At 43.4% G+C, this 13,112-nt stretch carries 13 protein-coding genes; 2 read left to right on the top strand and 11 right to left on the bottom strand.

Going from position 1 to position 13,112, the window contains the following annotated elements:
• Positions 1–49: 49 nt before the first annotated feature.
• The 3 genes from fsa to MHH31_RS17120 all read right to left on the bottom strand — a co-directional run bounded on the left by fsa (position 50) and on the right by MHH31_RS17120 (position 2,210).
• Positions 50–688, bottom strand: coding sequence for a fructose-6-phosphate aldolase (fsa, locus tag MHH31_RS17110; RefSeq protein ID WP_003215343.1), 639 nt, complete (start codon positions 686–688; stop codon positions 50–52).
• Positions 689–799: 111 nt separating this feature from the next.
• Positions 800–1,657, bottom strand: coding sequence for a class II fructose-bisphosphate aldolase (locus MHH31_RS17115; RefSeq protein WP_007497678.1), 858 nt, complete (start codon positions 1,655–1,657; stop codon positions 800–802).
• Positions 1,658–1,835: 178 nt separating this feature from the next.
• On the bottom strand, positions 1,836–2,210 hold the full coding sequence (locus MHH31_RS17120) for a response regulator (protein WP_003214681.1): 375 nt from the start codon (positions 2,208–2,210) through the stop codon (positions 1,836–1,838).
• Between the two features lie 180 nt (positions 2,211–2,390).
• On the opposite strand from MHH31_RS17120, the gene MHH31_RS17125 reads away from it, so the two are divergent.
• Positions 2,391–2,921, top strand: a complete 531-nt coding sequence (locus tag MHH31_RS17125; RefSeq protein ID WP_008343445.1) for a DUF2529 domain-containing protein — start codon at positions 2,391–2,393, stop codon at positions 2,919–2,921.
• A 41-nt stretch (positions 2,922–2,962) separates the two neighbouring features.
• Here the strand turns inward: MHH31_RS17125 and pyrG are convergent, their stop codons facing one another.
• Together pyrG and rpoE are read right to left on the bottom strand one after the other, a co-directional pair.
• Entirely contained in the window at positions 2,963–4,570 is a 1,608-nt protein-coding gene (gene pyrG, locus MHH31_RS17130) for a CTP synthase (glutamine hydrolyzing) (RefSeq protein ID WP_017360053.1), read from the bottom strand.
• Between the two features lie 238 nt (positions 4,571–4,808).
• Entirely contained in the window at positions 4,809–5,345 is a 537-nt protein-coding gene (gene rpoE / locus MHH31_RS17135) for a DNA-directed RNA polymerase subunit delta (RefSeq protein WP_035389808.1), read from the bottom strand.
• A 371-nt stretch (positions 5,346–5,716) separates the two neighbouring features.
• On the opposite strand from rpoE, the gene MHH31_RS17140 reads away from it, so the two are divergent.
• Positions 5,717–6,196 carry a DUF2798 domain-containing protein gene (locus MHH31_RS17140; protein WP_338704447.1) on the top strand — a complete coding sequence of 160 codons (480 nt, stop codon included), beginning with the start codon at positions 5,717–5,719 and terminating at the stop codon, positions 6,194–6,196.
• A 13-nt stretch (positions 6,197–6,209) separates the two neighbouring features.
• Here the strand turns inward: MHH31_RS17140 and MHH31_RS17145 are convergent, their stop codons facing one another.
• The 6 genes from MHH31_RS17145 to MHH31_RS17170 all read right to left on the bottom strand — a co-directional run bounded on the left by MHH31_RS17145 (position 6,210) and on the right by MHH31_RS17170 (position 13,095).
• A complete protein-coding gene (locus MHH31_RS17145) occupies positions 6,210–6,407 on the bottom strand; it encodes a hypothetical protein (protein WP_034647437.1) in 198 nt (65 codons plus the stop codon).
• Between the two features lie 131 nt (positions 6,408–6,538).
• Complete coding sequence (locus MHH31_RS17150) at positions 6,539–7,681, bottom strand: acyl-CoA dehydrogenase (RefSeq protein ID WP_342495019.1); 1,143 nt, start codon at positions 7,679–7,681, stop codon at positions 6,539–6,541.
• 16 nt (positions 7,682–7,697) lie between these two features.
• The gene (locus tag MHH31_RS17155; RefSeq protein ID WP_342495020.1) at positions 7,698–8,810 is read right to left on the bottom strand and encodes an acyl-CoA dehydrogenase family protein; all 1,113 of its coding nucleotides are present in this window, start codon (positions 8,808–8,810) and stop codon (positions 7,698–7,700) included.
• Between the two features lie 11 nt (positions 8,811–8,821).
• Entirely contained in the window at positions 8,822–9,685 is an 864-nt protein-coding gene (locus tag MHH31_RS17160) for a 3-hydroxybutyryl-CoA dehydrogenase (RefSeq protein ID WP_007497692.1), read from the bottom strand.
• 19 nt (positions 9,686–9,704) lie between these two features.
• A complete protein-coding gene (locus MHH31_RS17165) occupies positions 9,705–10,880 on the bottom strand; it encodes an acetyl-CoA C-acetyltransferase (RefSeq protein WP_058337036.1) in 1,176 nt (391 codons plus the stop codon).
• Positions 10,881–10,983: 103 nt separating this feature from the next.
• On the bottom strand, positions 10,984–13,095 hold the full coding sequence (locus MHH31_RS17170) for a heterodisulfide reductase-related iron-sulfur binding cluster (RefSeq protein WP_342495021.1): 2,112 nt from the start codon (positions 13,093–13,095) through the stop codon (positions 10,984–10,986).
• Positions 13,096–13,112: the final 17 nt, after the last annotated feature.

Raw genomic sequence — 13,112 nt, forward strand, 5'->3', positions numbered from 1 at the left:
TTAAAGGAAAACTGCGGCAAACGGATGGATATCCGTCTGCCACAATCACTTATTTATTCCAGTCTGCTAAAAATTGCTCAATGCCTGCATCCGTTAATGGGTGTTTTGTCAGCTGCTTGATGACTTTCAGCGGCATTGTGCCGATATGAGCACCTCTAAGCGCAGCTTCTGTCACATGCTGCGGGTGACGAATGGATGCAGCAATGATTTGTGTATCTAATCCATGAACATCAAAAATGGTTTTCACTTCACTAATGAGATCAAGACCATTTTGGCCAATGTCATCTAAGCGGCCGAGGAATGGAGAGACATACGTCGCACCAGCTCTAGCTGCAAGAAGTGCCTGGTTTGCACTAAAAATCAACGTGACGTTTGTTTTAATCCCAAGGTCTGTTAACGCTTTGACCGCTTTAAGACCGTCTGTTGTCATTGGGATTTTAACTGTAATATTTGGTGCAATAGCAGCAAGCTCTTTTCCTTCTTCGATCATTTCTTCTGCTTTGAGGGAAATGACTTCCGCACTAACTGAACCTGATACCACGTCAGTGATTTCACGAAGGCGGTCGTGGAACGATACGTCCTTTTCTTTCGCTACTAAACTAGGGTTTGTTGTCACGCCTGCTAAAATGCCAAGCTCGTGTGCCTCTTTGATGTCTGCGATATTCGCTGTGTCTACGAAAAATAACATAACTGTGCCACTCTCCTATCAATAAATTGTCTGAAATGTAAATTTGATTGCGCTTTCTCAAGATATGGAGAAAACCGCCTGTGACTCAGGCGGCTTTCGGTTCTCATCAAATTATGCTTGGTTAGAAGAACCAAATTCACGCATTTTGCCGATAACAGTCGCTTTAATTGCGTCACGAGCTGGTCCAAGATATTTACGTGGATCATACTCTTCTGTTTTTGCAGCAAGTGTTTCGCGAACTGCTTTCGCAGAAGCAATTTGGTTTTCAGTGTTTACATTGATTTTTGCTGTACCAAGTGAAATCGCACGCTTGATGTCAGCAGTTGGGATACCTGTTCCGCCGTGAAGAACAAGTGGAAGTCCAGTCGTTTTACCGATTTCTTCCATTTCAGCGAAACCAAGGTTTGGTTCACCTTTGTATGGACCATGAACTGAACCTAGTGCAGGCGCAAGGCAGTCAATACCAGTACGTTCTACAAGCTCTTGGCACTCTTTTGGATCAGCATAAATAACGCCCTCAGCGATGACGTCGTCTTCTTGTCCACCAACAGTTCCAAGCTCAGCTTCTACAGATACACCGTGGAAATGTGCAAGCTCAACCACTTTTGCAGTTGTCGCTACGTTCTCATCAAATGGATGGTGAGAAGCATCAATCATCACAGAAGTAAATCCTGCATGAATGGCTTTTGCACAAGATTCAAAGCTTGAACCGTGATCTAAATGAATCGCAACAGGAACTGTTACATTATATTCTTCGATTAACGCTTTTACCATTGCGACAACTGTTTTGAAGCCGCCCATGTAGCGTCCTGCTCCTTCAGATACTCCTAAAATAACTGGAGATTTCTCTTCTTCAGCAGCTTGTAAAATCGCTTGCGTGAATTCTAAGTTATTTAAGTTAAACTGTCCAACAGCGTAACCTTTTTCCTTTGCGTCTTTCAACATTTCTGTCATTGAAACTAAAGGCATGATGAAAAATCCTCCCTATGTAGCTAATTTGCTTACTAAAAAAAGCTCTCCACCCTAGCATGACCAGAATTTCTCGCCATATGTAAACTTTCAAAGTCAGATCGCTTTCTTCTTCTTATCTAGAATACCAATTATTCGACAAATCGGCAACAGAATGACTTGATTCAATCATTTCCATCTAGCCATTTGTTTCGAGTGGCAAGTATTCTTTGACCGCATCACGGATTTCATCAATATCAAATGGTTTAGCAAAATGCGTTAATGCACCGAGCTCTTTAGACTCTTGAATCATATCTAGTTCGCCATAAGCTGTCATAATGATCACGCGGATGTCTTCATCAATTAATTTCATGCGTTTTAAAATCTCAATGCCATCCATTCCGGGAATCTTCATATCAAGCAGGACGAGGTTTGGTCTATGGTTTTTCACAATATCTAATGCCTGTAGTCCATTAGCGGCTTGAAAGGTTTGATAGCCTTCTTTATGAAACACTTCATTCAGCAATATTCTAATACCGTACTGATCATCGACAATTAAAATTTTCTCATTCATCTGTTACACCCCATTGCTTTCATTTTTCGCCATAAAAAGAGCTGTTGTTAAATAATTCTGTTTGATTTTCACATTTCCTTTAATTATAATAGTTTACTTTACGACATTTTCTGAGCATTTTTCCTAATATTCTCTTTATATTCTATTATAAAATGATCTGACAGAAGGAGGAAATGAGTCTTGTTAAAAATTTTCACTACCCAATTATCAGGTATTTTTTCACGTATTGGAGATAAGCAGGCCGAAGCGATCGAAGACGGTGCACGCCTTCTTGCTCAGGCCGTTGTCAGTGGACATGCCGTGTATTTTCATGGCAAGAATGAACTGGCGGCTGTAGCCTTAGAGGCATCCGAGAGCAAGGAGCCGTTTCCGGGTGCGAAGGTTCTGCCGCTGGATCAAAAGGAGCGCAGCTTACTTCATCCAAGTGACAGGGTGCTTTTATTTTATTCAGATCCAGAAGATCAAGAGATTCAATCCCTTGTCAAAGAGCTGCACGAACAAGGCACACCTATTGTCGGTGTCGGTCCTGCACAAAAGGAGACATCATTTATTGAAGAGCATTGTGATGTCCACATTGATTTTCAGCTCAAAAAACCACTTGTGCCTGCTGAAGATGGAACAAGGTTCGGCTATCCTGCACTGATGACCTGCTTATATGTCTACCATGCTCTATCGTTTACTGTGAAAGAAATCGTTGAGGAATATGAATAAAAAAACTGCCGAGAAGATGATATTCTCGGCAGTTTTTTGTTTTATTTTGATTCAGATGCCTGTAGTGAAGCACCAACGAAATCTCTAAATAACGGCTGTGGTCTTGTTGGTCTTGAAATGAATTCTGGGTGGAACTGAGAAGCAAGGAACCATGGGTGATCCTTCAGTTCAATGATTTCAACAAGGCGTCCGTCTGGGCTTGTACCAGAGAAGACAAAACCTGCTGCTTCCATTTGCTGTCTGAATTCGTTATTAAACTCATAGCGATGACGGTGACGTTCGTACACGACTTCGTCATTGTATGCAGCAAATGCTTTTGAGTCTTCGTTTAATTTACAAGGGTATAGGCCGAGGCGAAGTGTTCCACCTAAGTCATCAACATCCTTCTGTTCTGGAAGAAGGTCGATGATTGGGAATGCTGTTTCTGGATCAATTTCAGCGGAATGTGCTCCCTCTAAACCTAGTACGTTTCTCGCATATTCGATAGATGCGACTTGCATACCTAAGCAGATTCCGAAGAATGGCACTTTGTTTTCGCGCGCATATTGTGTTGCAATGATTTTCCCTTCTACTCCGCGGTCTCCGAAGCCTCCAGGAACAATAATGCCGTCTACATCTTGAGCGAAATCAGCCATATTTTCTGCTGTGACTTCTTCTGCGTTGATCCATTTGATTTGAACATCCGCATCAAATGCATAGCCCGCATGACGAAGTGATTCAACGACAGAAATGTATGCATCCTGCAGCTCAACATATTTCCCTACTAGACCAATTGTGACTTGTTTTGAAAGGTTTTGCACTTTATCAACAAGCGCCGTCCACTCCGTCATGTCCGCATCTTGACAGTCAAGCTTCATGTGCTCACATACAAGCTTGTCTAATCCTTGTTTTTGTAAATCAAGCGGAATCGAATAAAGGGTATCTGCATCCTGACATTCGATGACTGCTTTCGTATCAATATCACAGAATAGCGCAATTTTGTCCTTCATGTCTTGTGCCAATGGCATTTCAGTTCTGACCACAATGACGTTTGGCTGAATACCAAGACTGCGAAGTTCTTTTACACTATGCTGTGTTGGTTTTGTTTTCAGTTCGCCTGCTGCACGGATGTAAGGAACAAGGGTACAATGAATGTACATCACGTTTTCACGGCCGATGTCACTCTTCATTTGACGAATCGCTTCAAGGAATGGAAGGGATTCGATGTCTCCTACTGTTCCACCGATTTCTGTAATGACCACATCTGCACCCGTTTCTTTTCCGGCACGGTACACACGGTCTTTGATTTCATTTGTAATGTGGGGAATAACCTGTACTGTTCCACCTAAGTAGTCGCCGCGACGCTCTTTCTTCAAAACAGTAGAGTAGATTTTACCTGTTGTAACGTTGCTGTACTTATTTAAGTTAATGTCAATGAAACGCTCGTAGTGACCTAAGTCAAGGTCTGTTTCAGCACCGTCGTCTGTAACAAATACCTCACCGTGCTGGTATGGACTCATTGTCCCTGGGTCTACGTTGATATATGGATCAAATTTTTGAATGGTGACATCCATCCCTCTATTTTTCAGAAGGCGGCCTAACGATGCAGCCGTGATCCCTTTTCCAAGTGAGGAAACAACTCCTCCTGTTACAAAAATATACTTTGTCATTTCGTATGCTCCTCTCTTTTTTACCCTTGCATGACTAGACATGCACAGCTTCATCCTTTTAGAGTGTATCCCTAAATCTCTTGAAAAATAAGAAAGCTCCCTTTCAAATAAATGAAAGGGAGCGTAAATGAACGTATCTTTACGTACTCTTTTTTAGAGAGCCCAAAATACATACTACATAGTTCGCTCTGGAAAGTCAAGACGGTTTTGTCCTGTTTTCAGGACCGGTTTGTGAGGGTTATTTGTCTTCCTCATCATCGTCTAAATCGTCTTCATCAATTTCCGTTAAGCCGTCATCATCTTCATCATCATCTTCGTCGAAGTCTTCTATCTCTTCATCGATTTCTTCATCATCTAGGTCAAGGTCCTCGTCGTCTTCAACAAGATCAAGATCTTCTTCAAGCTCGTCGATTTCTTCTTCCTCTTCAATATCATCGAAGTCTTCTTCAACGACAGCAGCTTTTGTTTTTTTCTTTTTCGCTTTTGTTTTCACAGCTGGCTGAACTTCTTCTTCGATTTGATCAACTGGATACCAGCTGCGAAGTCCCCATCTCTGATCACCTAACGAAATAAAGCGGCCATCTATATTTAAGTCTGTATAAAATTGAGCAAGTCGATCATCAAGATCAGATTTTTGTATCCCTTGCAAACGGACCATTTCATCTATTAACTCGGAAAACGTAATCGGCGTTTTGCTGTCTCTGAAAATTTCATAAGCAAGTTCAACTAAAGACATTTGTTTGAGCTGTTCCTGTGAGTATTCTTTCAAACTCAAGGTCAGACACTCCCTTTCTATTACATGTATGTATCCATTTATCAGTGAAATAATAAGTATTTATACCTTATTCTTACGACAAACCATACCTCTCATTATAAACAAATTAGGGGAGTTTATGCCACCTTTATTGATGTTAATTTTTGATTTTTTCACAAGAGGAGCCTCTAGCGGTCAATTATTTGCGCCGAATTGGCATAATTCATGTGTGAAGCACACGTTTTGCATGCTTTTTTGTCTTCTCTTTTGATGAATACAAAGCCATTTACTCTTCTTAAAAAAGGGGATTTATTCCTTCACAAAAAGTTCACTTACGACGAATTGAAACAGAAATCTATAATAAATAGACTAATTTTGAGAGGTTGATCGAATTGCCAATGACAAAAAAAGAAGATATACAATTTGGTGTCTTGATGTGTTTTTGTATGTTTTCAGTGATGTTCTTTTATAACCTATTTCTAAATGGACGGCTTGGACATATGACATGGTTAGAAGGTGTACTCACCTATGTGATCGGTTTTGCTATCACGTTGTTGATTGAGATGTGTATTATTGGGCCTTCAGCAAAAAAAGCAGCCAACCGTTTTGCCCCAAAAGGCAAGAAAATCTATTTTATTCTCACTCTTTCTATCTTTATCGTGTTTGGGATGGTGTGTCTCATGTCTTTATGCGGATATGTCGTTCAAAGCATCAGCACAGGATTTCAAACACAATCGATTCTATCTGATTACTTAACGATTTTCGGTCATAATGTCATGCTGGCGTTCCCTTTGCAAATGTTGATTATGGGACCGCTTGTCCGTTTTGTTTTTTTCAAATGGGTGAAATTAAAACAGACAGCAGCAGTTTAGTCGAATGGATATGTTACAGCTGGATATTCTGAATGAGTGAAAAAACCAAAGGTACGGTGAATAAAGTGCCCGCAGACACGAGTACAATGAGTTTTCTGCGGCTGTTTTCTTTTTCTTCCTTCCTTTTTGGAGACTTTGAAAGCTCTGTGGAGACCATAATCCATATGATCATCGTGACGATTCCTAAAATGCCAATAAATGTTGTGTTCATCATGATAACCTCCATTTTGGTTCTTTTCCCAATTTTACCATAGTGATCAGGTGATATGAGATCATATTGGAGAGATTTCACATTTCACACAAAAACAGACCACCTCATATCAGGTGGTCTTTACTTGGTTTCTACATATCTAGCAGTTTCCGTGAGATGACCAGCCGCTGGATTTCTTGTGTACCTTCATAGATTTGAGTGATTTTCGCATCACGCATGTATCGTTCGACTGGGTAATCCTTTGTATAGCCGTATCCGCCGAAGATTTGTACGGCTTCTGTCGTCACCTTCATGGCTGTATCACCGGCAAAGAGCTTGGACATAGCTGATTCTTCCCCATACGGAAGCCCTTTCGTTTCAAGCCATGCTGCCTGATAGGTGAGCAGTCTTGAGGCCTCAATTGCCGTTGCCATATCCGCTAACTTAAAAGCAATGCCTTGCTGCTGAATGATTGGTTTCCCAAATTGTTTGCGCTCCTTTGCGTAATTGACTGCTGCATCCAGAGCACCTTGAGCAATGCCAACAGCTTGTGCGGCAATACCGTTTCTGCCGCCGTCAAGTGTCATCATCGCTATCTTAAAACCTTCGCCTTCTTGACCAAGCCGGTTCCTTTCGGGTATACGACAGTCTTCAAAGATGATTTCTGTCGTTGGCGATGAGCGGATGCCCAGTTTGCTTTCTTTTTTGCCGATTGAGAAGCCTTGCGTCTCTTTTTCTACTATAAAAGCGGTTGTATTACGGGATGAAGGATCTTGGTCGGTAACGGCAAACACAATATAATAATCCGCAATGCCTCCATTGGTAATAAAAATCTTTGCCCCGTTCAAGACGTATTCATTCCCTGCTTTTACTGCTGTTGTTTTCATTCCGCCGGCATCTGAGCCCGAGCCGCTCTCGGTCAGTGCGTATGCGCCGATCTTCTGTCCTTCTGCAAGCGGCTTTAAATACGTCTCCTTTTGCTCATCTGTTCCGAATGTATAGATTGGCCATGAGGCGAGTGATGTGTGAGCAGATAGGGTGACGCCTGTTGAGGCGCACACTCGTGAGAGCTCTTCAACCGCTATGACATAGGCCAAATAATCACTACCAATCCCCCCATTTTCTTCTGGCCAAGGGATTCCCGTTAAACCAAGCTCCGCCATTTGACGAAAAATAGCGGGATCATACGATTCTGTTTCATCTCGCTCTGCTGCTGTTGGCTCCACTTCATTTTTCGCAAAGTCTCTCACCATTTTTTGTATCATTTCGTGTTCGTCACTTAATTGGAACTGCATCATAAGCCACCTCACTTCATATTAGCTGTTTACAAATAACCAGCCTTTGTATTTCACTTGTTCCTTCATAAATCTCACAAATTTTCGCATCACGAAAGTACCGCTCTGCTCGGTATTGCTTCGTGTAACCGGCTAGACCAAGCAAATGGATGACTTCAGTACTAATATCAACCGCTGTTTTAGATGCAAATAATTTCGCCATCGACGCTTCCTTCGTGACAGGGCGATTGGCCTCTTTATAAGAAGCCGCTTGATAGACAAGAAGTTTTGCCGCTTCCAGCTCGGTGCCCAGATCGCCCAACCGAATGGTCGTTTCAAGGCCAGCTGGATGCTGCTTTAAATACGTGACCGCCTCAGCTAATGCGGCTTCTGCAATACCAAGGCTTTGAGCCGCAATGCCAATTCTCCCCGCATTTAAGCTAGACATGGCAATCCGAAAGCCTTCTCCTTCTGCGCCGAGCAGCTGTTTTTTTGGAATTCGAACACCTTCAAAATGAAGTGTGACTGTTTTTGATCCATGCAGGCCCATTTTCTTCTCATCTTTTCCGATCGTAAATCCTGGTGTCCCCTTCTCCACAATGAACGCTGATATATTTTTCTTAGCAGAAGCCGGGTCTGTCACAGCAAATACAAGATAGACTTCCGCTTCACCGCCGCTTGTGATAAAAATTTTCGTTCCATTTAACACATAGTGATCGTCTGCCCGCTCTGCTTTCAACTGAATACTAGAGGCATCTGATCCTGCCTTCGGTTCAGTTAGACAAAAGGCGCCCAGCTTCTGCCCGGACGCAAGCTTGGGAACGTAGGATTCTTTTTGTTCAGTCGTTCCAAACGCCAAAATCGGCATCGTCACAACGGATGTATGAACGGATACAATGACACCGATGGTTGCACTTACTTTGGAAAATTCATGAATCGCCATGATATAGGTTGTGAAATCTGCCCCTAATCCGTGATACTTATCTGGGATCGGAATGCCTAAAAAGCCTTGCCGACCCATTTCAGCTAAAAGCGTTTTCGGGAACACGCCCTGTTCCATCGCTTCTATTTCAGGGAATACATGCTGGCGTGCAAATTCTGCTACTCGTTTTCTCCAAAGACGTTGTTTTTCTGTCAGCAACACATCCATCTTGACTCCCCCTATGAGTGGTCGTGGTAAGTGTAAAAACCTCTCTTTGTCTTTTTGCCCAGCCAGCCTGCGTTCACGTATTTTTTCAAAAGAGGACAAGGTCGATATTTGCTATCTCCAAGACCCTCGTGAAGGGTATTCATAATAAATAAACAAGTATCGAGCCCGATGAGGTCGGCGAGACGAAGCGGGCCCATTGGATGGTTCATTCCAAGCGTCATGATGCCGTCAATACTTTCTACATCCGCCACACCTTCATAAAGGGTGTAAATGGCTTCATTGATCATTGGCATTAAAATGCGATTTGACACAAACCCAGGGAAGTCTTCCACTTCTATTGGGGTTTTGTCTAATGTCTTCGCGGTGTCAAAAACAAATTGGTACGTGGCATCATCCGTTTGTAGCGCACGGATTACTTCCACAAGTTTCATCACGGGAACTGGATTCATAAAATGCATGCCGATCACTTTCTCAGGCCGTTTCGTCACGGCTGCTAATTCTGTGATCGACAAGGAAGACGTATTTGTCGCAAATATCGTGTCATCAGGTGCAAATTGATCGAGGGTTTCAAAGATTTGTTTTTTGATCTTCATTTGTTCAGATGCGGCTTCAATCACTAAATGCGTCTGCTGTACATCCTTTAAATCTGTTGAAACAGCCAGTCGCTGTGTAATATCACGGACTGCCTGATGTGCCAGCTTTCCTTTTTCTGCTCGTTTCGTCAGTTGTTTGGTCATAGAGGAAATGGCTCGATGAATCTGCTCCTCTTCCGTATCATGGAGCAGGACGGTATAACCTGACTGTGCAAATACTTGGGCAATACCCGAGCCCATTTGCCCAGCCCCAACGACCATGACGGTTTCTTCTATACTCATGACAATGAACGCCTCCCTTTTAATCCACCTTGATCATGATCGCATCACCTTGACCCCCGCCGCTGCAAATCGCCGCAATGCCGATCCCGCCGCCTCTTTGTCTGAGTGCATGGATCAAGGTCAATATAATACGTGTTCCGCTTGCTCCAATCGGGTGACCAATCGCGACTGCCCCTCCGTTCACATTCATTTTCCGCCGATCCAGTCCAAGAATTTTTTCGCATGCCAATGCAACCGCTGAAAAAGCCTCATTGATTTCAAACAAATCGATATCCTCTACTCGCTTCCCTGTTTTCTTTAACACTTTTTCGATGGCATAAGCTGGTGTTTTCGGAAAGTCCTTTGCCTCTACTGCTACTTGCGCATGCCCAAGCACAACTGCCAGAGGTTTTTCACCTTGCTGCATGGCGTATGTGTCTTTCATTAATAGAAGCGCACTTGCACCATCATTGACACCAGGTGCATTGCCAGCAGTGATCGTACCTGCCTGATCGAAAACGGGCATCAGTTTTGACAAACGTTCATATGACGTATCACGCCGCGGGGCTTCATCTTCTGAAATCAGCTGATCTCCTTTTTTATTCTTGACGGTAACGGGGATGATCTCATTTTTAAAAAAGCCGCTTTTTTGCGCCTCAATGGCTCGTTCATGACTTCTTAACGCCCAAAGGTCTTGTTCTTCTCGTGTAATGCCAAGCTCTTTCGCCGCCATGCTTCCATACTCACCCATATGAACACCTGTAAACGAACAGGTTAATCCATCTAAAATCATGGCATCTTGTACTGCACCATCTCCCATTTTGTAACCCCATCGTGCTTTTTTCAGAAGATAAGGAGCATGAGACATGGATTCCATGCCGCCTGCCACGATCACATTGGCATCTCCCGCTCGAATGATTTGATCGGCTGTCGTGACACTGCGCATTCCTGAAGCACAGACTTTGTTGATGGTTTGCGTCGGAACCGACCAAGGGAGATCTGCATGTCTAGCTGCCTGTCTTGAAGGAATTTGACCTTGTCCTCCTTGAAGGACACTGCCCATGATGACTTCATCCACTTCATGAACATTTGAGGCTCTTTCCAGCGCAGCTTTTATCGTCATCCCGCCTAATTCTGCAGCAGTCAAACGACTTAAAGTTCCACCTAGTTTTCCAAATGGTGTTCTCGCCCCAGATACAATGACCGTCGTGCTCATTTCTTTCCCCTCCTATTTGTTACCGCTTACATAAATGCTAGACAGTTCATAAAATATCGGTGTCCACTGGCCGATGAACAGTCGATCCATCGGCCTGACACCTTTATGAAGCCTGCGTTCTCGTTTCGCCAAACACTGATTTTTCAAGAAGTTCTGCGACATCAAATGTGCCGACCTGCTCTTCTACTTCCTTCGCTTTCGTCCCATCCCCAAGCATGGTTAAACAATATGGGCACCCTGAGCTGATGATGGACGGCTGTACCTGTAAGGCCTGCTCCGTCCTCGCTGTGTTAATTCGAGTACCTGTCTCTTCTTCCATCCACATTAAGCCACCGCCGGCACCACAGCACATCCCCGATTCACGATTCCGTTCCATTTCTTTCAGTGTCACACCAGGAATGGCTTTTAAAATATCTCTTGGCGGATCATAGACCTCGTTATATCTGCCTAGGTAGCAAGAATCGTGGAAAGTAATGACTTCGTTCACTTCATGAATAGGCGTTAATTTCCCCTCTTTTACTAGCTCTGCCAGCAATTCTGTATGATGATACACCTCTGCCTCAAGTCCAAAGTCTGGGTATTCATTTTTAAATAAATTGTAAGCATGCGGATCGATCGTGACGATTTTGGTTACGTCATTTTTTTGGAATTCTTCGATGTTTTTTGCAGCAAGCTCTTGGAACAAAAATTCATTCCCAAGTCTTCTCGGTGTATCACCTGAGTTTTTCTCTTTATTACCTAGAATGGCAAAAGAAACACCTGCTTCATTGAGCAGTTTTGCGAAGGCAAGAGCAATCTTTTGGCTTCTATTGTCATATGCACCCATCGATCCAACCCAGAATAAATAGTCGAAGGTCTGATCTGCTTTTTTCAGTTCTTTCACCGTCGGTACGTGCACATCTTCTCTTAGATCACGCCAGTTTTCTCTTTCTTTTCGATTCAATCCCCATGGGTTCCCTTGTCGCTCGATGCTTGTCATCGCACGCTGTGCATCTGCATCCATTTTTCCTTCTGTCAGTACTAAGTATCTGCGCATATCAATGATTTTGTCGACGTGTTCGTTCATGACAGGACACTGATCTTCACAGTTTCGGCATGTCGTGCATGCCCAGATTTCTTCTTCTGTAATGACCTCACCAATGAGAGAAGGATGATACATTGCGCTCGCCGCAGATTCTTCCGCTCCAGCTCCCCTTGCCTGTAATGCCAGTTGATTTCCTTTCGTCTGTTTGAAAGCAAGCTGCGGAACCCACGGTGTCTTTGAAGTAATGGCAGCCCCTTTATTTGTTAAATGATCTCTTAATCGTAAAATCAAATCCATTGGAGACAGCATTTTCCCCGTCCCTGTCGCCGGACACATATTCGTACAGCGCCCGCACTCCACACAAGCGTAAAGATCGATCAGCTGAGATTGACGGAAATCTTCAATTTTCCCAACGCCGAACGTTTCTTGTGTCTCATCTTCAAAATCAATTTTTTGCAGTTTGCCTGGCGGGTCCAATCTGCTGACAAATACGTTGACCGGGCCAGCGATGAGATGGGCGTGCTTAGACTGCGGGACGTACACTAAGAACGTCAGTAAAATGAGAAGATGCACCCACCATGCGACATAGAACACAATTGTTGCCCCAAGTGGTGACAGCCAGCCCAGCAAGAAAGCAATGCCGGAAGCAATTGGCTCAGTTGCTGATAGTGAGTGCCCATGCCAAATGATGTTCATTCCGTTTCCCAGTAATACGGTCAGCATCAATCCGCCAATAAACAAAAGGACAAGCCCTGACTTAAAGCCCCTTTTTAAACGGACTAACTTCTCGACATATCTTCTATGGAACGCCCAAACCACTGCCACTAAAATGAGAAGTGTGACTACCTCTTGGAAGAACGTAAAGACACCGTAAAGCGGACCTAATGGTAGCCCGCTGTCTGGAACAAGTCCCTTCATAATAAAATCAAGGGCTCCGAACTGCACTAAAATAAATCCATAGAAAAACAGCACATGAATGATGCCGCTCTTCTTGTCCTTCAGCAGTTTCTTTTGACCAAACACATTCACCCAAACACGTTCTAAGCGTTTTTTCATGTCTTTCTGAAATTCTTCTTTTTTGCCAAGACGAATATACGCGGCTCGTGTTCGAATGAGATAAATAAACAAATACACAGCGTAAGCGGTCACTGCCGCAAATGCAATCAAGTTAACAATTAAAAGGCTATTCATCTTGCTCCCCCTTTCAT

Source organism: Bacillus sp. FSL K6-1033 (assembly GCF_038630765.1).
Taxonomy (GTDB): Bacteria; Bacillota; Bacilli; order Bacillales; family Bacillaceae; genus Bacillus; species Bacillus altitudinis.